At 57.1% G+C, this 21804-nt stretch carries 24 protein-coding genes and 2 pseudogenes; 10 read left to right on the top strand and 16 right to left on the bottom strand.

Features of this window, described 5'->3' with window-relative positions:
• Positions 1 to 148: 148 nt before the first annotated feature.
• Together BHU62_RS20215 and BHU62_RS20210 are read right to left on the bottom strand one after the other, a co-directional pair.
• The gene (locus BHU62_RS20215; RefSeq protein WP_073533967.1) at positions 149 to 793 is read right to left on the bottom strand and encodes a Qnr family pentapeptide repeat protein; all 645 of its coding nucleotides are present in this window, start codon (positions 791 to 793) and stop codon (positions 149 to 151) included.
• A 151-nt stretch (positions 794 to 944) separates the two neighbouring features.
• On the bottom strand, positions 945 to 1154 hold the full coding sequence (locus BHU62_RS20210; protein ID WP_073533964.1) for a hypothetical protein: 210 nt from the start codon (positions 1152 to 1154) through the stop codon (positions 945 to 947).
• A gap of 139 nt (positions 1155 to 1293) precedes the next feature.
• Between BHU62_RS20210 and BHU62_RS20205 the strand changes: the two genes are divergently transcribed.
• Positions 1294 to 1644, top strand: coding sequence for a GFA family protein (locus BHU62_RS20205; RefSeq protein WP_073533962.1), 351 nt, complete (start codon positions 1294 to 1296; stop codon positions 1642 to 1644).
• A gap of 13 nt (positions 1645 to 1657) precedes the next feature.
• On the opposite strand, the gene BHU62_RS20200 is transcribed toward BHU62_RS20205, so the two are convergent.
• The 5 genes from BHU62_RS20200 to BHU62_RS20180 form a co-directional block, all read right to left on the bottom strand.
• Complete coding sequence (locus tag BHU62_RS20200; protein WP_073533959.1) at positions 1658 to 2830, bottom strand: Gfo/Idh/MocA family protein; 1173 nt, start codon at positions 2828 to 2830, stop codon at positions 1658 to 1660.
• 14 nt (positions 2831 to 2844) lie between these two features.
• The gene (locus tag BHU62_RS20195; protein WP_073533957.1) at positions 2845 to 3768 is read right to left on the bottom strand and encodes a TIM barrel protein; all 924 of its coding nucleotides are present in this window, start codon (positions 3766 to 3768) and stop codon (positions 2845 to 2847) included.
• A gap of 181 nt (positions 3769 to 3949) precedes the next feature.
• On the bottom strand, positions 3950 to 4987 hold the full coding sequence (locus BHU62_RS20190) for a LacI family DNA-binding transcriptional regulator (protein WP_415915717.1): 1038 nt from the start codon (positions 4985 to 4987) through the stop codon (positions 3950 to 3952).
• Positions 4988 to 5053: 66 nt separating this feature from the next.
• Positions 5054 to 5470, bottom strand: coding sequence for a DUF2000 domain-containing protein (locus tag BHU62_RS20185; protein ID WP_073533952.1), 417 nt, complete (start codon positions 5468 to 5470; stop codon positions 5054 to 5056).
• A gap of 98 nt (positions 5471 to 5568) precedes the next feature.
• Positions 5569 to 6027, bottom strand: a complete 459-nt coding sequence (locus tag BHU62_RS20180) for a hypothetical protein (RefSeq protein WP_073533950.1) — start codon at positions 6025 to 6027, stop codon at positions 5569 to 5571.
• Between the two features lie 226 nt (positions 6028 to 6253).
• Between BHU62_RS20180 and BHU62_RS20175 the strand changes: the two genes are divergently transcribed.
• Both BHU62_RS20175 and BHU62_RS20170 read left to right on the top strand, forming a co-directional pair.
• A complete protein-coding gene (locus tag BHU62_RS20175; RefSeq protein ID WP_073533948.1) occupies positions 6254 to 7444 on the top strand; it encodes a CynX/NimT family MFS transporter in 1191 nt (396 codons plus the stop codon).
• A gap of 277 nt (positions 7445 to 7721) precedes the next feature.
• Positions 7722 to 8837 carry an AI-2E family transporter gene (locus tag BHU62_RS20170; protein ID WP_073533946.1) on the top strand — a complete coding sequence of 372 codons (1116 nt, stop codon included), beginning with the start codon at positions 7722 to 7724 and terminating at the stop codon, positions 8835 to 8837.
• 61 nt (positions 8838 to 8898) lie between these two features.
• Here BHU62_RS20170 and BHU62_RS20165 read toward each other — a convergent pair whose 3' ends face one another.
• Complete coding sequence (locus BHU62_RS20165) at positions 8899 to 9318, bottom strand: GNAT family N-acetyltransferase (protein ID WP_073533944.1); 420 nt, start codon at positions 9316 to 9318, stop codon at positions 8899 to 8901.
• A gap of 113 nt (positions 9319 to 9431) precedes the next feature.
• On the opposite strand from BHU62_RS20165, the gene BHU62_RS20160 reads away from it, so the two are divergent.
• A complete protein-coding gene (locus BHU62_RS20160; protein ID WP_073533940.1) occupies positions 9432 to 9722 on the top strand; it encodes a hypothetical protein in 291 nt (96 codons plus the stop codon).
• A gap of 30 nt (positions 9723 to 9752) precedes the next feature.
• On the opposite strand, the gene BHU62_RS20155 is transcribed toward BHU62_RS20160, so the two are convergent.
• The 3 genes from BHU62_RS20155 to BHU62_RS25065 all read right to left on the bottom strand — a co-directional run bounded on the left by BHU62_RS20155 (position 9753) and on the right by BHU62_RS25065 (position 11875).
• Positions 9753 to 10655: an HNH endonuclease gene (locus tag BHU62_RS20155; protein ID WP_073533938.1), complete on the bottom strand. Its 903-nt coding sequence runs from the start codon at positions 10653 to 10655 to the stop codon at positions 9753 to 9755.
• Between the two features lie 151 nt (positions 10656 to 10806).
• Positions 10807 to 11250, bottom strand: a complete 444-nt coding sequence (gene tolA, locus BHU62_RS20150; protein WP_073533936.1) for a cell envelope integrity protein TolA — start codon at positions 11248 to 11250, stop codon at positions 10807 to 10809.
• Between the two features lie 217 nt (positions 11251 to 11467).
• Positions 11468 to 11875, bottom strand: coding sequence for a hypothetical protein (locus tag BHU62_RS25065; protein WP_139282306.1), 408 nt, complete (start codon positions 11873 to 11875; stop codon positions 11468 to 11470).
• Positions 11876 to 12202: 327 nt separating this feature from the next.
• On the opposite strand from BHU62_RS25065, the gene uspF reads away from it, so the two are divergent.
• A complete protein-coding gene (uspF, locus tag BHU62_RS20140; RefSeq protein ID WP_073533934.1) occupies positions 12203 to 12637 on the top strand; it encodes a universal stress protein UspF in 435 nt (144 codons plus the stop codon).
• 163 nt (positions 12638 to 12800) lie between these two features.
• Here the strand turns inward: uspF and tnpA are convergent.
• The 3 genes and pseudogenes from tnpA to BHU62_RS20125 all read right to left on the bottom strand — a co-directional run.
• Positions 12801 to 13260: pseudogene (gene tnpA / locus BHU62_RS20135) on the bottom strand (IS200/IS605 family transposase).
• 186 nt (positions 13261 to 13446) lie between these two features.
• Positions 13447 to 14007 (bottom strand): hypothetical protein, encoded by a 561-nt coding sequence (locus tag BHU62_RS20130; protein WP_078062089.1) that lies wholly within the window; start codon positions 14005 to 14007, stop codon positions 13447 to 13449.
• Positions 14008 to 14067: 60 nt separating this feature from the next.
• Positions 14068 to 14211, bottom strand: a pseudogene (locus tag BHU62_RS20125) (NlpC/P60 family protein); the annotation flags it as partial.
• Positions 14212 to 14341: 130 nt separating this feature from the next.
• Between BHU62_RS20125 and BHU62_RS20115 the strand changes: the two are divergent.
• Positions 14342 to 15441 (top strand): IS3 family transposase gene (locus tag BHU62_RS20115; RefSeq protein WP_088776072.1). Its coding sequence is split into 2 segments (ribosomal slippage): positions 14342 to 14594 and positions 14594 to 15441, totalling 1101 coding nucleotides; the frame shifts between segments, so codons are not numbered across the junction.
• Positions 15442 to 15931: 490 nt separating this feature from the next.
• On the opposite strand, the gene icd is transcribed toward BHU62_RS20115, so the two are convergent.
• Positions 15932 to 17185: an NADP-dependent isocitrate dehydrogenase gene (icd, locus tag BHU62_RS20110; RefSeq protein ID WP_015377612.1), complete on the bottom strand. Its 1254-nt coding sequence runs from the start codon at positions 17183 to 17185 to the stop codon at positions 15932 to 15934.
• A gap of 131 nt (positions 17186 to 17316) precedes the next feature.
• Between icd and rluE the strand changes: the two genes are divergently transcribed.
• The 4 genes from rluE to mnmA all read left to right on the top strand — a co-directional run bounded on the left by rluE (position 17317) and on the right by mnmA (position 19700).
• Positions 17317 to 17943, top strand: a complete 627-nt coding sequence (gene rluE / locus BHU62_RS20105; RefSeq protein WP_073533929.1) for a 23S rRNA pseudouridine(2457) synthase RluE — start codon at positions 17317 to 17319, stop codon at positions 17941 to 17943.
• A complete protein-coding gene (locus BHU62_RS25535; protein WP_265341106.1) occupies positions 17915 to 18037 on the top strand; it encodes a hypothetical protein in 123 nt (40 codons plus the stop codon). The genes rluE and BHU62_RS25535 overlap by 29 nt, the downstream gene beginning before the upstream one ends.
• A 9-nt stretch (positions 18038 to 18046) precedes the next feature.
• The gene (locus BHU62_RS20100; RefSeq protein ID WP_073533927.1) at positions 18047 to 18493 is read left to right on the top strand and encodes an NUDIX hydrolase; all 447 of its coding nucleotides are present in this window, start codon (positions 18047 to 18049) and stop codon (positions 18491 to 18493) included.
• A 106-nt stretch (positions 18494 to 18599) separates the two neighbouring features.
• Complete coding sequence (mnmA, locus tag BHU62_RS20095) at positions 18600 to 19700, top strand: tRNA 2-thiouridine(34) synthase MnmA (protein WP_073533925.1); 1101 nt, start codon at positions 18600 to 18602, stop codon at positions 19698 to 19700.
• Positions 19701 to 19747: 47 nt separating this feature from the next.
• Here mnmA and kup read toward each other — a convergent pair whose 3' ends face one another.
• A complete protein-coding gene (gene kup / locus BHU62_RS20090) occupies positions 19748 to 21616 on the bottom strand; it encodes a low affinity potassium transporter Kup (protein WP_073533923.1) in 1869 nt (622 codons plus the stop codon).
• Between the last annotated feature and the right edge of the window lie 188 nt (positions 21617 to 21804).

The following is a 21804-nucleotide window of genomic DNA, read 5'->3' as shown; positions in this document are numbered from 1 at the left end:
CGGTGATGATTAGATACGTTACGTGTTTTCATGTCACAGTGGTTAATAAGCCTTTAACCACTGTTTTATATCAACGCCATAATCTAACGAGCATTACGAGTACCAACATATATAAACAATGACGCCGGCGGGAGGCGAGCAATAACTTTCAGCCAATAACCGCAATCCCCAATCGTTCCAGCAGCAGCGCCGCCTGGTGGCTGTCCATTTTTACCCCCTGCAGATCGGTAGTACGCAAATCCAGCTCGCCCAGTTCCGAATTGCTCAGATCGCACTGGGTGACATCAGCGGTGCGCCAGTCAAAACCGGAGAACTCACCGCCGGACAGATCGGATCCGCTGAAATTGGCGCCGAGCACTTGTGCGCCGTGCCAGCGGTTTTCCCACAGTTCGCATTTCTCCAACACCACCTTGGCGAAATTGGCGTAACTCAGGTTGCTTTTGGTGATATAGGCGCTGCAAAACCAGGTGCGGCTGGTGATCATATTCATAAAGCTGGCGCCGCGAAAATCCGCCCCCTGCGCGCGGCACTCGCGGATCTCCAGCCCCAACGCGCTGGCGTGGCGGAAATCGGCCATCGACAGATCGCAGCTTCTGAAGCTGGCGTCTTTCAATATGGCGCGGCTGAAATTGCCGCCCTGCCGGCTGTCACGATCGTAAAACTGGCAACCGATAAACTCGGTGCCGGTCAGATCGGCGCCCGAAAAGTCACACAGCATAAAGCTGCCGTTTTCAATCTTCTCACCGGTAAAACGGTTACGGCCGATCTTTTCACCTTTCAACACCAGACTCATCGCAACGCACCTGATTATTTATACAGTAGCGTCGTATTTAACCTTAATTCGACCCGTTTGGGAACCCGAACGTCCGGCGAAAAAAAAGGAGCGCCGATAACGAAGCAAAAAAAAACCGCCCGAGGCGGGCGGTTGGCGCTGTGGCGAGCCGTTATTTCAGGGCTTCCTGAATGGCGTCGGCCATCGGGCCAATGTGCTTTTCCGCCGCCTTCAGCTGGAAGTCCACGCCGTTGCCGTCGTTGGTATCCGACAGTGTGGCCTTGATCAGCTCCAGCGCCGCCTGCACCGCCACCAGCCGCTTGTGCTGCTCGTCCGTGACCGGTTTGGCGCCCATGTTCGTCGGATAGTAATGCTCTAACATCGCGTTCTCCTTTTGATGACGTTAACCCCTAACCTACCAGAAAACCGTGCATTTACTAAGGAAATCGAACCGAACGCGGCCAGGTGGCGATAAATTGCACTATACTGGGCAAACCATCCCTTGCCACAGGTCAATCGCCATGTCATTCCAGGGAAGCTGCCACTGCGGCGCCGTCACCTTTACCGTGGACGCCGAACTGCCTACCGAAGCCCTCAGCTGCAACTGTTCGATTTGCCGCCGTAAAGGGCTGCTGCTGTCCTTCTTTCCCATCACCGCCTTCACGTTGAACAGCGGCGAAGACCAGCTCAGCGCCTATACCTTCAATCAGCACAAGATCCGCCATCAGTTCTGCCGGATTTGCGGTGCCCAGCCCTTCGCCTACGGCGCCGCGCCGGATGGCGCCGCGATGTGCTCCGTCAATCTGCGCTGCGTGCCCACCGTCGCGTTGGAGGCATTGAAGATCAACACCTACGACGGCGCCAGCGTCTGAACGAGCCGAACGCTCAGTCGAAGGCGACCCAACCGGCATCGGCTTCGGCGGAACGCACGCAACGTTCCACCCACTTCACCCCCAGCGCGCCGGCCTGCACGTCCGGATACCAGAATCCTGCCAGGAAGGCCGTGTCGCGCCGGTCGGTGGCGTCCATCGCCAGCGCGAAGCGGCGGTAGAGATTCGACCAGGCTTCAAACAGCCCTTCCGCATGACCGCCGCCGATGCGATCGTCCGCCTGCGCCAGGGCGCTGAGATACGGCATGCCGCGTTCAAGGATCCTTACCGGCTCGCCCTGCACTTCAAAGCGCAGTTGGTTGGGCTGTTCGTCCCACCATTCCAGGCTGGCCTTTTCACCGACGATACGCACCTTTTGGCCGTGCATCGAACCGCAGTTGACCGCCGAGCACCACAGCGAGCCAATGGCGCCGTTGTGGTACTCCATCAGCACATAGGCGTTGTCCTCCAGCGGCGCGCGCGACGGCACAAAGCTTTGCCGGGCGCACATCAGCCGCCGGATCTTCAGCTGCGGCGCCATGGTTTCCGCCAGGAACAGCGTGTGGGTCGCCAAATCGCCCAGCACATAGCTGGGGCCGACAAAGCGCGGATCCACCCGCCAGCGAGTGCTGGGATTGTCCTGCTCTACCGGCGCAGCGTGAAAGCCGTGGGCGAACTGCATATTCACCAAGCGGATCTCCCCCAACAGGCCGTCGGCAATCATTTGCCGGGCCTGCAGAATCAGCTGATGCCCGGCATAGCCGTAGGTCACGCCGATGACTTTGCGCTGCCGCTCGCACAACGCCGCCAGCGCCTGCGCCTCTTCGACGCTGAAACACAGCGGCTTCTCGCACACCACGTGCAGCCCCGCCTCCAGCGCCGCCCGGCAAATGGCGTAATTGGTGTTGTTCGGCGTGGCGATAGACACCGCTTCAATGCCATCCACCCGGGCCGCTTCGGCGCGGAACATCTCGGCGAAGTCCGCATAGCAGCGCTCCGTCGCCACGCCCAGGCTCTGGCCAAAAAGACGCCCGCGTTCCGCGTCGATATCGAACGCCCCGGCCAACAGGGTAAAAGCGCCGTCGCGCAGGGCAGCCGAACGGTGGATGTACCCGATCTGGCTGGTAGCGCCGCCGCCGACCATGCCCCAGCGCAGCGATCTTGCCAAAGGTTTGCTACCGTTGATCATGTGGTGTCTCCCGATTAAAAGCCGAGGCTGCGCAGGTAGCGCAAGCTGGCCGTGACGTCATGCAGGCTGCCCTGCACATTGCGCGGATCGCGCTCCTGCTCGATAGTGATCCAGCCCCGGTAACCGCGCTCGGCCAACAGTGCGCGCAACCGCGGATAATCGATCGCCCCGCTGCCCAGCGGGCACATGACGCCTTCGGCGCAGGCGGTGAAAAAATCGACGCCGCGCGCCAACACCTCACGGAATACCTGCGGATCGACGTCCTTGAAATGCAGATAGTCCAGGCGATCGAAGTGCTTGCTCAACCAGGCCGCCGGATCCAGACCGGCGTAATACAAGTGGCCAGTATCCAGACAAAGTCCGGCGGTGCGATGCGGAATGTCCGCCACCAACCGGTCGATTTCATCGGCGAACTCGATACAGCCGCCGGCATGTGGGTGCACCACCGGCCGCACGCCGTATTCCCGCCAGGCCAGCTCGCTGATGCACGTAATGTGCTCGATCATCCGCCGCCATTCGGCGTCCGCCAGACGCGGCGCCAGATCCGAACGCCCGGCAAATCTGGCGCGCTGCGGATTGCCGAAATCGATAATCACCAGAAACGGCGGTGCAGCGCACTCGTTCTCGGTCGGCTGCGCTTTGGGCGCCAACGACAGGTTGCGGCAGATCCGGTGGGTCAAGGCCAGCAGGCGTTCAACGTTCGCCTCGCTGACCAGATCGTCGAAAATCGTGCCGGCTACCAGCGACAGGTGATGCTGATGCAGCGCGGCGCTCAACGCTTCGCTCTGCGTCGGCAGATAGCCCCACGGCCCCAGCTCGATGCTGCGGTAACCGGCCGTCGCCGCCTCCTGCAGTACGGCGCCATAGGGCGGCAAATGAGGATTGTTCGGATCGTCCACGCCCCAACTGCAGGGCGCATTGGCGATAGGCAAGGTCATGGTGACGGCTCCTTTCTGCGGGGGGAATGACGGCAGTATCAAATAAAAATTTCAAAACAAACAACAATGAAAATTTTATTCTTTGATAGCGATCGCGTTATTTTTGATGTTTTTTTTGATAGTTTTTAATCAAATATAGGCGACACGCGGCCGCGCCGTATGAGGTCGGCGATGACGGCCGTCAGAGGTTTTCTTTGGTGATCAAATCGAAGCGATGGGTGACATGACGCAACCCCGGTTGCTCGGCGGCGGCGGCAAGTGTCTCGACGATCGTGGCCGCCAGTTCGGAAATACGATGGCACAGCAGCAGATCAAGCGTGCCGTCGATCAGCGCCATTTCACCGCCCTGCACCGGGCCGTGGCACACCAGCGTGATGTCATGCTGCCGGCCGCTCTCTCGCAGCGCCTGAGTGATGCCTTCCACGCCGCCGCTTGGCGCATACAGCGCCACCAGCCCTGGATGGGCCGCCAGCAGTTCACGCGTCACCCGGCGCGCGGTCTCGGCATCTTCATGACTGCGCATCGGCTCCAGCACCCGCTGGGCGCTCATCTGCTCGCGCAAATAGGAGCGAAAGCCGATCTCGCAGGTTTCCTGACAGATAAAGCGGTTGTCGCCGATAATCACGCCGACGTCCCCCTGGCGCCGACACAGGCGATCCACCGCCCAGGCGGCGGTGCGGCCGGCCTTGTGATTATCCAGACCGATGTAACCGGAGCGGCTGGGCACCGATAAGTCCGACAGCAGCGCGAAAACCTTGATGCCCGCCTGGGCGGCCTCTTCGACGGCATAGTGGATCAGCGGATGGTCCAGCGCCAACACGCCGATCGCCTCCACCTGATGGCTCAGTTGGGTAATGGCGGCGGCGGTGTCGCCGATGGCGTTGAGATCGTGAAAGATAAACTGCGGCGGCTGCCCCGGCTCATGATAAACCGCCGCTTGCGCCAACAGTTCATCCGCCAATTGGGCATAGAAAGAGTGTTCGCGCCGCAGCAGGATAAACCCCATTTTCACGCACTGCTGCGGCCTGCCCAACACCGCCGACAGACAGTGGGACTTTTCCAGCGCGAACCCCAACTTTTTCGCCGCCTCAATCACCCGCCGCTGAGTGGCGGGCCGCACCGAGGCGCGCTGATTGATCACCCGATCGACGGTAGCGACGCCGACCCGCGCCTCTCTGGCGATGGCCGCCATGGTGGTTTTCTTGCCGCTCATGCTCATCTCCATCAATGATTTGATGGAAAAATATCATAGCCGCGGCGGGCCGGGATGTGACGCCTTTCGCGATTAGCGGTAGACGGAGAATTTCTTGGTCAGCGGCTTAAGCTGCTCGCTGTCGCCGTACAGCGCCGCCGCCACAAAATCCAGCTGCTCGTAAGGGGTGCCGGCGGTGTCGGCGATCTGTTGTTCGGCGGAGTGCGACAACATGGTGGTGGTGAAGAAGTTGAACAACACGCCCTCTTCCTTGCACTTCAGGATCAGGTTGCTGAGCTGGCTGCCGTTCTTGGCCTGCAGGATCACGATCGGATAGTGGCTCATATTGGCGCTGACGCCGTCAAGACTGCTCGGGTAGTGGTGAAACTCACGCGGTTCGATCAGATCGGTGATGCCCGCCGTCAGATGGCAGGAGGCGTTAAACAGTGTGGCCGGTTCGTGGTTGCGGTTAAGGATGATATAAAATTTTTTCTCGTTGTCGCTGTACATACTCTTCTCCTTGAATAGACAGCCAGTTTTACCCAACCCGCGCCCGGATTCAAGACGAGATAAGGAGCCGCGACCGGCCCCTCGACTGCATTTCACTGTCAGGCGGCGCTTTCGCCCGGCCCCCACGGGTGTGCCACGCGATGCAGCACGGTGATGCTCTGCAGGATGGTACCTCCGTCGATCGCTTTCATCTGTCCGTCGCGATCTTTATAGTGCGTTGGCTTGGCGCCGTGGAAGAAAATGCCGGCGTTGACCTGCACACCCAGATAGCCCGCGCTGGCCGGCAGAGGCTGTACATCGGTCCAGGAGGTGGACACCGGCACAAACTGGAAACCAGTCCCCGTTTGCGCATACAGCGGGCGCAGCAGTGTAACAAAGGCCATCAACGGCGGTACCGCTTCTTTGAAGATCTGTACCGGCCGATCGACCGTCATCAGATAACCGTGCGGCTGTTCCTCAACCGTGTCGACGCTCAGGCTGCTGCCGATGTCATCGCCCCGGCCGCCATAGCTCCATTCGATAGCCGTTTCCCCACTCTCATACATCGTCTCTGACATACACTACCCCTTATAAAATTAATCAGGCACGCTCGCTGCGTGCCGGAACAGTAAAGCGCTGGGGGGGACGAACGTCCACGCAGGCCGGCATGCTGGCGAACCAAACAACAAAGGCCCGCAACAGCGCTCTAAATGGATAATTTCACCGCGTGACAGCGCAGCATTTGAACGACTTTCATCGGCGTACCGGCGCATAGTGATGGCGTTACCGCCACTGGAGAGTGTTATGACCGCGATCAAACCGGACACCACGCCCTGGGCAGCCGTCGTCAACGTGCTGTTCGCCGGCATCGCCGCGGCGCTGCACGTGGGCAAAGCCACCATCGCGCTACCGGCGCTGCAGGCGCAGTTCGGCCGCTCGCTGGAGGCGCTGAGCGGGGTCATCTCGGCCTTTCCCTTCGTCGGGGTATTCGGCGGCATCGCCGCCGGGCTGCTGGTGCGCCGCTGGGGCGACCGACGCCTGCTGGCCTTGGGACTGCTGATCATCAGCGCCGCCAGCCTCGCCGGCGCCACGCTGCACGACTTCGCCGGATTGATTGTCAGCCGCTTTGTTGAAGGCCTCGGCTTCGTGATCGTGGTGGTGGCCGCGCCGGCGGTGCTGAACCGCATCGTCGCACCGGCCCAGCGCAGCCTGGTGTTCGGCATCTGGAGCACCTTTATGCCGGCGGGCATCGCCATTTCGCTGTTTATCGGCCCGCACCTGGCCGGCTGGCAGCAGAGCTGGCTGGCCGGTGCGGCGTTAACGCTGTTGGCCGCCCTGCTGCTGCCGCTGACCACGCCCCGACGTGCCGCCGACGCGCACACTCCGCCGTTGCAGCTGCGGCAAGCGCTGGCCACACTGCTGCGGGCACGCCAGCCGCTGTTGCTGGCGCTGATGTTCGCCGCTTACAACCTGCAGTTTTTCTCGGTGATGACCTTTTTGCCGATCTTCCTGATGCAGCGCATCGGTCTGTCGCTGGCGGCCGCCGGCGGCGTCAGCGCGGCGGCGGTGGCGGCGAACATCCTCGGCAATCTCGCCGCCGGGGTGCTGTTGTCGCGCGGTCTGCGCGCCAGTCGTCTGCTCGCCGCCACCAGCCTGCTGATCGGGGGCATTGGCGTTGGCATTTTCCTGCCGATGACGCCCAACGGTTTACTGATCCCGCTGTGCTTCCTGTTCTGCGCCATCGCCGGCATACTGCCCGCCACCATTCTGGCCGCCACGCCGACGGCGACGGCGGAGCCGACGCTGCTGCCGCTGAGCCTCGGGCTGGTGATGCAGGGGAACTATCTCGGCCAGGTGATCGGCCCGGTCGCGCTCAGCGCCATCGTGGCCGCTGCCGGTTGGGCGGCCCCGGCCTGGCTGGTGCTGGCAGCGGCGCTGTTGGGGGCGCTCTTGGCGCTGGCTTTCGGCCGTAGGCGGCCCCATACGGCGGGATAACGGGCGGGTGCTGCGCGTGTTATAAGCATGGGCTGGCGCTGGCCAGCGTTATCGCGAAGACGACAAGCGCCATGCAAAGAATAAGCACAACCAATAAGTTTTGTTAATTACTTAGCCCTCTTGCTTTCCCTGCAACGCCGCCTGTCCATCATGCTTTTTCCTTCGTATGGCGACGGTATACCCCGTTAAAAATCCTCTATCGGTTAAGCGTTAGCGATGATAGTGTGGTTTTCATTCAGAGCATTCAGGCTGAAAATTCATCTTTTGAGGGACGACTATGATGTCTAAAGGCATTTCCAAAGGATTCTTTATTCTGATCCTGTTCATCGTCACCGCCGCCTTTCTCGACGTGCTGGGGCCTTACTACTCCTCGGTGCTGTGGGCCATCATTCTGGCGGTGATTTTCCATCCGGTGAAAAAGACGCTGAAGCAGTACGTCGGCGAACGCAACGGCGTAGTTTCGCTGCTGACGGTGGCACTGATCTGCCTGATCGTGTTCACGCCGTTGGCGATCATCGCCTCGTCGCTGGCGATGGAATTCAACGTGATCTACACCAAGCTACAGGCCAACAATAGCCAACTGCCGACCATGCTGGCAGACTTTATGCGCCACCTGCCTGGCTGGGCGCAGCGTTTCCTGGCGGAGCATAACCTCAACAGCGCCGCCGAGATCCAAAAGCAGCTTTCCGACGTGGCGCTCAAGGGTGGGCAATATCTGGCGGGCAGCGTGTTCCTGATCGGCAAGGGCACCTTCAACTTCGTCGTCGGCTTCGGCGTCATGTTGTACCTGCTGTTCTTCCTGCTGAAAGACGGCCCTTATCTGGTGAACCTGGCGCTCGAAGCGCTGCCGCTTTCCCAGCATGTGAAACACCATCTGTTCGTGAAGTTCGCCGCGGTTTCCCGCGCCACCGTCAAGGGCACGGTGGTGGTCGCCGTGGTACAAGGCGCGCTCGGCGGGCTGGCGTTTTACTTTACCGGCATCGACGGCAGCCTGCTGTGGGGCGCGCTGATGGCGTTCCTGTCGATCATACCCGCCGTAGGCTCCGCGATTATCTGGGTGCCGGCGGTGATCTACTTCTTCGCCACCGGCATGTTGTGGAAAGCCATCTTCCTGGTGGTGTTCTTCGTGGTGGTGATCGGCCTGGTGGACAACATCCTTCGCCCGCTGCTGGTGGGCAAAGACACCAAAATGCCGGACTACCTGATCCTGATCTCCACCCTGGGCGGCATGGAGGTTTACGGCATCAACGGTTTTGTCATCGGCCCCTTGATCGCCGCGCTGTTCATCGCCTGCTGGAACATTCTCTCGGGCCGCGACAGCGAGGAGAACATCGAAGAGATCGACGAAGAGTTTATCGAGGAAGGCAAAAACCATCCCGACGCGGCGGAGTAAACCTCTCGCGCCGTATTATGCAGGGGCCCGTTTGGGCCCCTTTTTTGTCTGTGGTTCCGTATCAGCGCGCCGGGATAAAAAATACCCGCTCCGGGTCACCGTCATCGAGATTGTCAATCTGGCCGCTGGCGACAAATCCGGCGTTCAACAGCAGCCGCTGCATCGGCAGGTTGGAGCGATTGGTGGAGGTGAACAGCTTGGGGTGCCGGCAGTGGGATTTCAACGCCGCAATCAACGCCTGCCCGACGCCCCGGCGGCGATAGCGCTCGCCGATCATCAGCATCTCGATAAAGCCGCAGCCGAAGAAATGATAGTGCAGCACGCCGTAGCCCATCACCACGCCCTGTTCTTCGGCAAGATAACAGATGCCCTGCCCACACCAGGTGCGGATCTGCGCCGCGCGCGGCGGCTCATGCTGGGCAACGCTGTCGAGGGCGATCAGGGCCGCGGCATCGGTTTCAGTGGCAAGACGAACAGGCATGTTTTGGCCCCTTGTGGCGGTCAATGTAGGGACAGCTTTTACATCCCCACCGAATTTTGTAATTCTATTATAGAGTTAACGATACACACGCCAAGGAAGGAAAGCATTTCTCGATGAGAATACCGCAAATATCCGCCGCCCTGCTGTTTACCCTGCTGCTGGTGGGCTGCCAGTTCCGCAAAACCGTGTTCCCGCCGCCGTATATCGGCACCCCGCAAGAGATCAGCACCTACGAAGTGAAGGGGCTGACGTTCGTCACCACCGTCACCTTCAGCGGCCTGTTTGCCGAAGAGCTGGTGCGCGAGTACGCGGAGAAACACCACTATCGCTATTACGTGATAACGATGCGCAGCAACGGTTTTAAAGACCGGAGCGAGCGCGTGAGCGCGATGATGTATCGCTAGAAGCACCGGCCCTGTCTTGGCGAGACTGCATCAGGGTTCAGCTTCAAAACCCCATCTCGCTCGATGCCGCCGCAGGTAGGCTTTGTTCTTTTCAGACAACCCGCTAATGTTCGCATCCAACGGGATCTTTAACTCATCTAACAAGCTGCTCTTCGTCTTTGGATACAGCAAACGCCCATTGTCGGCAAAACTTATCATGCCGCGATCGAACAGCTTGTCCAGATTGGGGATTAACGGCAGACCATTGTGCGGATCCACTTTCTCTTCTGGGGTCGCAATCGACCAGGCAACGATATGAGAAGCGATGAGAATGGACGGCTCCGCAATCCCCGTGACCGCACACCGGTTTCCCCACCGCTTAAACATTTTATCGCGATAGGGGCCATGCCCAAGCCGCGCCTGAATCACCGCTTCCTTCTCACTACCGATCTCTTTGGCGATTTCGACCGTATCTGCATGGAAATTGATCGAGAGATTTTCCGAGATAAAACCGGCGATCAGCATTGCTGCCGGTGCGGGGATCTCACACATATAGTTTTCGGTGCATCCCCCCTTAACATTAAAAACGTGCGGAAAGCTGGCCTGATTATGTAAGCGCAAGAAGGCCTGACGGAACAGGGAAATCTCGATGGGCAGCTCAAGACACGTCAGTTCCAAATCGATTTTGGTACCCGATATATTAGAACGGCCCGCAGTCCGGTTTTCAGGCCGCGGTGCAGAATAAGCATCGCCTACCGCCGTCGCCACACCGATAATCTTCCTGGCCTCGTTGCAAAAAATCAGGTCGCCTGCTTTGACTTTTTTGACCGTTTCCCACCCGGCGGGTTTAAACATATTCCCGGTCTTATTTATTCCATATTGCGGCGCCCAAAGGAATTCGCCCTCTAAAACCTCCGCAACGCTGCCACCGATGTTTACCCAGAAAAAACGCATTGTCACTCTTCTATAAATAGGGGTTTCAACGATTATCGTCAGCATTCATGCAGGGCTTTAGCGATATCCACAAATTAACGCTGGGTGACGGCAATAAAAAATCCCGGCCTTGACCGGGATAGCGTTGCGCAGAAACAGCACTGCTTATTCACTACGGGCGAAATTCCAATATGATGATTTGGAACGCATTATGGATCTCTGGCGTTGGCGGCTTAGGCAGACGCGCATCGGCAACCGCCTTCATCGCCGCACGGCAAAGAGCCGGATCGCCACCTTCAGTTCGAACACCGATTGGCATGCCGTCCGGCGCCAGCGTAATACGCAATGCACAGCGTTGGCCTGAGTAGATGGCGGCGTCTTTTAAATGGCGTTGAATCTCAGCTTGCACCTGAGTCATGTAATGTAATTCCTCTTTCCCCGGCGCAGGCGTCTTTGGGTCGCCAAGGTTGGCGAGAAGACCATCGACCTCTTTATTATTCATCGGAACGTTTTGGTTGGGGGCAGTGTTCTTGGCGCATCCCGTTAGTGCCAGCGCGATCATCGTCGCCAATAATGTGGCGATGCCGGTTTTGTAGCCTGAATGCGTTATTTTCATATCCCTGTCCTTATGGATGAATTATCAGCGGCGAAATCAGTTAACGCAGGGCCACTCAAAGAGCCCCGGCCAATACGTTATACAGGATCAGCATGAACCGCCACTGACCTTAAAACTTTCGCCAGGTACTGAGAAGTCCGTCACTCCGACACCGGCTCGCACTGGTTTTCGCCAGCAATAACGTATGAATAGACAGCGACGGTATACACGTTTTCACTCATCCTTTGTAAGCACTGCACATAAATTTCAACACGGTCTTTTGGCTCACAATGCTGAGATAAACCGGATCGCTGGATGCCATGTTCACGAACACCCAGCTGGTTACGCCGTCAACGGTTCTGGCAAAGCTCAAAGTATCAATGCCCTGAACGTCGTCCCGGTCGACAAAACGGAATACGGCGCTGTTAATGGTGACGGTTTGCGATGCACCATTCATCATGGCAGTGATTTGGGTTCCTGCTTGCGTGTTGCATTCCAAACGAACCAAGGGTGAAGGCGCTTGCGCGACGGGGTTTGATTCAGCGTACTTTGCTTTCGCCCTGGCCACTCTCTCATCGGCAGTTTGCGTGGCACATCCGCCAATAAATAAAGACAAAATCAAAGCAGTAACGGTTTTCTTGGTCATTTAAACTATCTTTTTACTTGATAACGATATTACTGATTGTAACAAAGAAGAAGCCCGATAGCTCCTTTTCTGCTCAAACGCCCAGCACGCTGCTACGTGCTCAACGATAGCAGTGCCGAACGCTGAGCATTTCAGCAGATTAGCATCCTCCACGCCTGTAGCGACCCGACCAGCCGCTTCTAACCTATTGCCACGACAGCAATTTCCGCATACTTTACCTTTTCGGCGACCCATTTCTTTGGTTCTGCCATACCGATCGCCGTTTTTTTGGCGTCTGGAAGCTATACTTTGATAAGTGGAGTTATTTGAAAACGATAAGGAGGGAGTATGTATAAAACTATCTTGGTTCCAGTGGATATTACCGAGCCCGAATTAACACAGCAGGTCATCCCGCATGTCAACGCGCTCGCCAGGCTCGAAGACTCCCACGTCCATTTCCTGGCTGTGATCCCGTCGCGCGCCACCTACGCCGCTTTCGGCTTTGCCGCCACGGCAGCGATAGAAACCAAAGACGAAACCATTGCGCTAGCGACCGAGGGGCTGACAAAAGCGGCAAAAGAATTCAGCGTGCCTGAAGATAGAGTGACCACGCATGTTGCCATAGGCGATCCTAAAGATCAGATTCTGGAACTCGCCGCTTCGCTTAACGCAGAGATTATCGTGATGGGTTCAAACCGCCCTTCTGCGATCACTTACCTCCTCGGCTCCAATGCCACCGCCGTCGTCCGCCACGCCAATTGCCCGGTGCTGGTCGTCCGTTAATCGGCTAGCGCCGCTCAATGAGCCAGCCCGAGACCTCATTCACAGTTAAACCATAATAAATATCCTCCGGCATAGCTGGAGGTTTTTCATATGCGCCTGTAAGGCTCTCTTACCAGCCGCGCCCTAACAGGCGCATAGCAATCTGACATTTGCGTTTAGACCGTTACTTACTGCCCGTAAACGGGCTACCTGGATACGGGAGCGATAGTTGCTCCCCTAATTTATCCTGCTCCAACTGATGTTTTATGTAATCCTGTATCTTTGCTGTATTTTTACCCACGGTGTCTACGTAATACCCTCGACACCAGAACTCTCGGTTACGATACTTGAACTTCAGATCGCCAAATTGCTCGTAAAGCATCAGGCTGCTTTTGCCCTTCAGATATCCCATAAAGCTCGATACGCTCATTTTCGGCGGGCTCTCCAGAAGCATATGGGTATGATCTGCACAGCATTCCTGCTTCCAGGATCGTGACGTTTTTCCATTCGCACAGCTTTCTTAATATGCTGCCTATTGTTCTACGTTTTTCCCCGTAGAACACCTGTCTCCGGTACTTTGGGGCAAACACTATGTGATATTTACAGTTCCATCTGGTGTGCGCTAAGCTCTTTTCGTCCCCCATAGAGACCCCCTTTTGATTCTTTGAATGAACCTTTGCAGTTGCCAGACCGCAAGGTTTTTCTAACAAATCAAAAGGGGTTTTAAAAGCCTACTCAAAACTGTAAGCTTTACGGAACCCCCAGCCTAGCAGGGGGTTTTCGGTGCATAAAAAAACCGCGCATAGCGCGGCTTTCTTGTCGAATAAATTTTATTTAGTGAGCCAGTACTTCAACTTTTTTACAAACTCGTCTTGAACAGCTTTAGGGAGTTTGTATTTAATGTATGTGATATCTGATTGATGCTCACCAAAAATATAAGAATCACGATTTGACTTTGATATTGACTTGATTTTATTGGCTAAATCCATCACACCACCATCATTTAATGACAGGCCATCATCTTTTGATATCAATAAGTTATGATCAAACCCATAAAATGAAAACTTGTTTTCTTTCTGTGATTTCAACTGAACAGATACATCACTAGCGCAATGCTTGCACTTAATTGCTTCAGGATTTATTTTTTCGGCACAGAACGGGCATTTTACATATGAATCAGTTGCCTTAGAAGACGACTTCCCAAAGATGATCATCAAAATGGCGCAAATAGAAATAACTGATGATATCAGCAAGTGATTTTGTTTAGATGCAATCAAGCCGATATTATTGACACGTTCACCATACCCAGTAAAAACATAGGTGTCCATGTTAAAAGCTATCAACAGCCAAACGACACCTATTGCCAGCAATAAAAATCCAAATTCTCTCATTTAATCCTTTTCCTATAGAATAACAACCCCCATCAATGTTAGCAGTTGAAGTTAAGATATTCACCCGTTAAAACGCAAAACCGTGATCGTCCGTTCTTGCCAATATCCGCCGTAGGAGACACGGTTACTGAGCTGACCATACATGTGATGGATCATAATCCCGTCACCCAGGTAAACAGCGGCATGGTTCGGTTCAGGTGCCTGTGTAAGTATCCCGGTAAAACGGACCATTCACTTTTAGAGATCCTCTAGCATTGATCTCTTCCCTTTGTTCAGTACCGGCGTAAAGTAGAGTTTTCGGCCTTTCTTCTCCTGAAAAAAGAGGTCATCTGATATGAAAAAGACCCGTTATACCGAAGAACAGATCGCGTTTGCCCTGAAACAGGCTGAAACCGGCACCCGCGTGGAGGAAGTGTGCAGAAAGATGGGGATTTCCGAAGCCACTTTTTACAATTGGAAGAAGAAATTCGGTGGCATGGGCGTAACGGAACTTCGTCGCCTGAGGCAGTTGGAGGAAGAAAATCAGCGCCTTAAGCGTCTGGTGGCAGATCTGAGTCTGGACAAAGAGATGCTGCAGGAGGTCATCAAAAAAAAGTTCTGAGGCCGGCCCAGAAACGGGAAGCGGTATCCTGGTTGCTGGAGGCCTACCGCATCGGGCTGCGGCGTGGCTGTCGTCTGATGATGCAGAGCCGCACGGTCTATCACTATCAAAGCCGGCGCGACGACCGCGCCATCACGCAGCGGATAAGGGAGATAGCCGAAACCCGCATTCGCTACGGCATGCAGCGCATTCATATCCTGCTGCGCCGGGAAGGCTGGCTGATTAACCATAAGAAAACCCACCGTATTTATTGTCAGGAAGGGCTGAATCTACGGACAAAACGCCCCCGACGACATGTCACAGCCAGGCACAGACTGGCGCGTCCGGCAGTGACGACGGCCGATCAGTGCTGGAGCATGGATTTCGTTGCTGATAATCTGTTCAACGGGCGTCGGATCCGTGCGCTGACTGTAGTCGATAATTTTAGTCGGGAATGCCTGGCGATAGAAGTGGGACAGGGCCTGCGGGGTGACGATGTCGTTGCGGTAATGGCGCGGCTGAAGCAATTACAGCAGCGAGTCCCCGAACGGCTTCAGACCGACAATGGCAGCGAATTTATCTCAAAGGCGTTGGATAAATGGGCGTATGAAAATGGCATCACGATGGACTTCTCCCAGCCGGGAAAGCCGACGGACAATGCGTTAATCGAATCATTTAACGGTAGCTTCCGTGACGAGTGTCTGAACGTTCACTGGTTTCTGTCACTGGAAGATGCGCAGGAAAAGGTCGAGTGCTGGCGACAGGAATATAACCGGCAAAGACCCCATTCTTCGTTAAATAACCAGACTCCGGAGGAATTTGTCCGAAGTCTGCAAAAAAGCCCGGATCTCTGATTTAGTCTGGCGCTGATTTGGGGAAGAGATCAAAAAAGCCCGGATCTCTGATTTAGTCTGGCGCTGATTTGGGGAAGAGATCATTCACTGAGTCTCCGTATACCATTATGAAAGTGGGCCTGTAATTTCATAGGGTACAGGCTTCTAATGTTCCAGCAGAATTAAGCACACAATGCCGCGCAAGCGGCATCTTTCATTCCAGCGGTGACTGGAATCGTTCGAGTTCTGATGCGCCAGCTTCCGCTCCTTGCTCAAAATGGCCCTTCAGTCTTGGCTTGTGCAGTTACTGGTTTTGTTTCAAACAAACAATTAACTTACGAGCGGGAGTAACCCTTTTCTATGGTTTTGAGTGAACTTCACTCTTTAGTTTGAAACATATCAAAAGTGTGAAAATGGCCGAGTTTTGATAACGTTTTGATAACCGTAGCAATTTTAATAATAAAAAAGGGAACCATTAGGTTCCCCTTTCTTATTCAAGCGCCAAACACACTTACATGTGTTTAACGATAGCGTCGCCAAACTCTGAACATTTCAGCAGCTTAGCGCCTTCCATCAGGCGTTCGAAGTCGTAGGTCACGGTTTTGGCAGCGATAGCACCTTCCATGCCCTTAACGATCAGGTCAGCCGCTTCGAACCAGCCCATGTGGCGCAGCATCATCTCTGCGGACAGGATGATGGAGCCTGGGTTTACTTTGTCCTGGCCGGCGTACTTCGGCGCGGTGCCGTGAGTCGCTTCGAACAGCGCGCAGTCGGAGCCGATGTTGGCACCCGGGGCGATGCCGATACCGCCGACCTGGGCAGCCAGGGCGTCGGAGATGTAGTCGCCGTTCAGGTTCATACAGGCGATCACGTCGTATTCTGCCGGGCGCAGCAGGATCTGCTGCAGGAAGGCGTCGGCGATCACGTCTTTAACCACGATCTCTTTGCCGGTGTTCGGGTTCTTGATCTTCAACCATGGGCCGCCGTCAATCAGCTCGCCGCCGAACTCTTCGCGCGCCAGCTCATAGCCCCAATCCTTGAAGGCACCTTCGGTGAACTTCATGATGTTGCCTTTGTGAACCAGGGTCACGGAGTCACGGTCGTTGGTGATAGCGTATTCGATCGCCGCACGCACCAGACGCTTGGTCCCTTCTTCGGAGCATGGCTTCACGCCGATACCGCACTGCTCTGGGAAGCGGATTTTCTTCACGCCCATTTCGTCGCGCAGGAATTTGATCACTTTGTCCGCTTCGGCGGAGCCGGCTTTCCACTCGATGCCGGCGTAGATGTCTTCGGCGTTTTCGCGGAAGATCACCATGTCGGTCAGCTCAGGCTGTTTCACCGGGCTTGGGGTGCCCTGGTAGTAACGCACCGGGCGCAGGCACACGTACAGGTCCAGCTGCTGACGCAGGGCCACGTTCAGAGAACGGATGCCGCCGCCGACCGGGGTGGTCAGGGGGCCTTTGATGGCGACGCGGTAGTCGCGGATCAGGTCCAGAGTTTCGTCCGGCAGCCACACGTCTTTACCGTAAACGTGAGTAGATTTTTCGCCGGTGTAGATTTCCATCCAGGAGATTTTACGTTCGCCGTGGTAAGCCTTTTTAACGGCCGCATCAACCACGTGGATCATGGCAGGAGTCACGTCAACGCCGATGCCGTCGCCTTCGATGAACGGGATGATCGGGTTATGAGGAACAACCAGTTTACCCTGGGCGTCAACCGTGATTTTTTTACCTTCTGCCGGAACAACTACTTTGCTTTCCATCAACCTCTCCTTCAAGCGCAATTTTGTTAATGCTTTGTAAGATGCGTGTAGATACTACTTGAATATTCGGTCCGCGCCAATCCGAAACGGATTCGGTTATAATGCGCTTATCATCCGTAATCTCAACTGTTATGAAAAAATTCTCTGTTAGAAATCACAACGTTAAACGATTCAGCAAGCCGAATGCCGCCAAACCCGCCGCGCCGAAAGGGCCGCGCCGAATTGTGTTATTCAACAAGCCCTTCGACGTGCTGCCGCAGTTCACCGACGAAGCCGGCCGCGCCACGCTGAAAGAATACATCCCCTTCCCCGACGTTTACGCCGCCGGGCGCCTGGATCGCGACAGCGAAGGGCTGCTGGTGCTGACCAACGACGGCCAGCTGCAGGCGCAGCTCACCCAGCCGGGCAAGCGCACCGGCAAAATCTATTATGTGCAGGTCGAAGGCGCACCGCAGGAGAGCGATCTGGCACCGCTGCGCAGCGGCGTCACGCTGAAAGACGGCCCCACGCTGCCCGCCGGGGTGGAGTTGGTGGCCGAGCCGCAGTGGCTGTGGCCACGCAACCCGCCGATTCGCGAACGTAAATCCATCCCCACCTGCTGGTTGAAAATCACCCTGTATGAAGGGCGAAACCGTCAGGTGCGTCGCATGACGGCGCATATCGGGTTCCCTACCCTGCGCCTGATTCGCTACAGTATGGGTAATCTTTCGCTGGGCTCACTGCAACCCGGTGAATGGAAAACCCTCGATTCTCTGTAGCCCGACCGAGGGAGGCGTCATGAAGCACACCCTGACCGCGCTGTTGTTCGCCGAGTTGGACGGCATCTACCGGCGCATCGACAAACCGCTGTAAGGAGACCGCATGTTCAAACCGCACGTCACCGTGGCCTGCGTGGTGCACGCCGCCGGCAAATTTCTGATCGTCGAAGAGACCATCAACGGCAAAGCGCTGTGGAACCAGCCGGCCGGCCACCTGGAGGCCGACGAGACGCTGGCGCAGGCCGCCGAGCGTGAGCTGTGGGAAGAAACCGGCATCCGCGCCACGCCGCAGGCGTTCCTGCGCCTGCACCAGTGGATCGCGCCGGATCGCACGCCGTTCCTGCGTTTTTGCTTCGTTATCGAGCTGGAACAACCGCTGCCGACCGAGCCGCACGACAGCGACATCGATCGTTGCCTGTGGCTGAGCGCCGAAGAGATTTTGCAGGCGCCCAACCTGCGTTCCGCGCTGGTGGCGGAGAGCATTCGCAGCTACCAGCAGCCGGAGCGCTACCCGCTGTCGCTGGTCGGCAGCTTCGCCTGGCCGTTTTAAGGGCACCGGGCAGCACAAGATGAACAGTGCGCCGGCGCGGCCAACGTGGTAAAATCCTGCGCTTGTTTTTATCAGCACGGTTCGTGTTCAAGTTCGTGAGATCCCCATGTCAGACAACAGCCAGAAAAAAGTAATCGTCGGTATGTCCGGCGGCGTCGACTCTTCCGTTACCGCCTATCTGTTACAGCAACAGGGCTATCAGGTCGCTGGGCTGTTTATGAAGAACTGGGAAGAAGACGACGACGAAGAGTACTGCTCCGCCGCGACCGATCTGGCCGACGCGCAAGCGGTCTGCGACAAGCTGGGCATCGAACTGCACACGGTGAACTTTGCGGCGGAATACTGGGACAACGTGTTTGAGCTGTTCCTGGAAGAGTACAAGGCCGGCCGCACGCCGAACCCGGACATCCTGTGCAATAAAGAGATCAAATTCAAAGCCTTCCTGGAGTTCGCCGCCGAAGATCTGGGGGCCGATTTCATCGCCACCGGTCACTACGTGCGCCGCCAGGACGTGGACGGCAAAAGCCGCCTGCTGCGCGGCGTCGACGGCAACAAAGATCAGAGCTACTTCCTCTACACCCTGAGCCACGAGCAGGTGGCGCAAAGCCTGTTCCCGGTCGGCGAGCTGGAGAAACCGGAGGTGCGCCGCATCGCCGAGCAATTAGAGCTGGTCACCGCCAAGAAGAAAGACTCCACCGGCATCTGCTTTATCGGCGAGCGCAAGTTCCGCGACTTCCTCGGCCGCTACCTGCCGGCGCAACCGGGCCCGATCGTCAGCGTTGACGGCCAGACCGTCGGCGAACACCAGGGCCTGATGTATCACACCCTCGGCCAGCGCAAAGGGCTGGGCATCGGCGGCATGAAAGACAGCAGCGAAGATCCGTGGTACGTGGTGGATAAAGACGTGGCCAACAACGTGCTGGTGGTCGCGCAGGGGCACGATCACCCGCGCCTGATGTCTACTGGCCTTATCGCGCAACAGCTGCACTGGGTCGACCGTCTGCCGCTGAACGGCCCGTTCCGCTGCACGGTGAAGACCCGCTATCGCCAGCAGGACATCCCGTGCACCGTGACCCCGCTTGACGACGAGCGCATCGAAGTGCGTTTCGACGAGCCGGTCGCCGCCGTCACCCCCGGTCAGTCGGCGGTATTCTACCAGGGCGAAATCTGCCTCGGCGGCGGCATCATCGAACAGCGCCTGGCGTAACTCCCCTGCCGAACAAAAACGCTGCGTTTATCGCAGCGTTTTTTTATTCAGAACTCCACCTGCGCCCCCAGTTCGATCACCCGGTTAGGCGGGATTTCGAACAGATCCGGCGCCCGCAGCGCGTTGCGCTGCAATAGCTGGAACACTTTGCCGCGAATGCGCAGATACCAGGGGCGTTTGCCCAGCACCAGCGTATCGCGCGACATGAAGAACGAGGTTTCGCTCATGGTGAAGCTCATTCCCTCCAGCCCGCAGCGGTAAAGGATATCCGTCACGTTGGGCGTCTCGCGCCAGCCGTAGCTCGCCACCACTCGCCAGAAACTCGCCGACAGCCGTTCGATCGTCACCCGCTGCACGTTGTGTACGTACGGCATATCGGTGCTCACGATGGTCAGCAGCACCACGCGCTCATGCAGCACCTTGTTGTGCTTCAGGTTGTGCAACAGCACCAGCGGCACCGCGTGCGGCGTGCGTTCCATAAACACCGCAGTGCCCGGCACCCGCTTCGGCGGCGCCTTCTCCAACGACTCGATCAGCGCGGTCAACCCTTCCTGATTGTCGCGCAACCGGCGGATCAGGCGCGAGCGTTCGGTCTTCCAGGTCAGCATGATCAGCAGAATGATCAACCCCAGCGCCACCGGCAGCCAGCCACCGGTCGCCAGTTTGATCAGGTTGGCGCCGAACAGCGGCACGTCGATGCACAGCATGACCAGCAACATCAGCCCGCCCAGCGCGCGCGGCCAGCCCCAGTTTTTCACCGCCACGATGCTCAGCAGAATCGATGACAGCAGCATGGTGCCGGTCACCACGATGCCGTAAGCCGAGGCCAGATTGCTGGAGTGTTTGAAGCTGATAATCACGATCAAGACCGCCGCGAACAGCAGCCAGTTCACCACCGGAATATAGATCTGCCCGGACTCCTGATCGGAGGTATAGATGATGCGCATCGGCGGCAGGTAGCCCAGCCGCACCGCCTGGCGCGTCAGCGAGAACACGCCGGAGATCACCGCCTGCGAGGCGATCACCGTCGCCAAGGTGGCGATCACCAACAGCGGGATCAGCGCCCAGGTCGGCGCCAGCAGGAAGAACGGGTTGTTGATCGCCGCCGGGTTGACCAGCAGCAACGCCCCCTGGCCGAAGTAGTTCAGCACCAACGCCGGTGCCACCAGCGTAAACCACGCCAGACGGATCGGTTTTTTGCCGAAGTGGCCCATATCGGCGTACAGCGCCTCGGCGCCGGTAACCGACAACACCACCATACCCAGCGCGAAGAACGATACCGCCTTGTACTCGAGGAAGAAATTCACCGCCCAATAAGGGTTCAGCGCCCGCAGTACGCCGGGGTGATGCAGAATGCCGCCGATGCCCAGCAGCGCCAGCGTCAGGAACCAGATGACCATCGCCGGAGCGAATAATTTACCGACGCTGCCGGTACCGTGCTTTTGGATCACGAACAGCGCGGTCAACACCAGCAGCGACAGCGGCACGATAAAGCTGTCCAGCTCGGGGGCGATAATCTGCAGCCCTTCAATGGCCGAGAGCACCGAGATGGCCGGGGTAATCACCCCGTCGCCGTAGAAAAAGCTGCCGCCCACCAGCCCGATCAGCACCGCCGCCGGCACCCAGCGCGCATCCAGGTTGCGGATCGCCAGCGACATCAGCGTCAGAATCCCCCCCTCACCGTCGTTGTCGGCGCGCATCACGAAGCAGACGTATTTAATAGACACCACCAGCGTCAGCAGCCAGAAAATCAGCGACAGAAAGCCGTAGATCGAGGCCGGCGTCATGGTGATGCCCTCCTCCGCCGTCAGGCATTCGCGCAGGGTATACAGCGGACTGGTACCGATATCGCCGTACACCACGCCGATGGCCGCCAGCGTCACCGCCGGCAGCGGCTGCTTGTTTTTCACGTGCATATAAAGGTCTTTATTTGAGGGCTCACGTTGGCAGTATAGATGCAGCCGCCGCACTTTATTTGCCGCCGCAACAATAAGTTCGCGCCGCCGCACCGGCGATTTTCGCCGCCTATTTGCGCAGTTCTGCGCCGCACGGCGCATCCGCCTCGTTACCGGCGTATTAGACGCTGGGTTTACCCTCGATTTTG

It is taken from the genome of Serratia marcescens (assembly GCF_001902635.1).
GTDB lineage: Bacteria > Pseudomonadota > Gammaproteobacteria > Enterobacterales > Enterobacteriaceae > Serratia > Serratia marcescens_F.
This window is presented reverse-complemented; position numbering and strand designations above follow the sequence as displayed.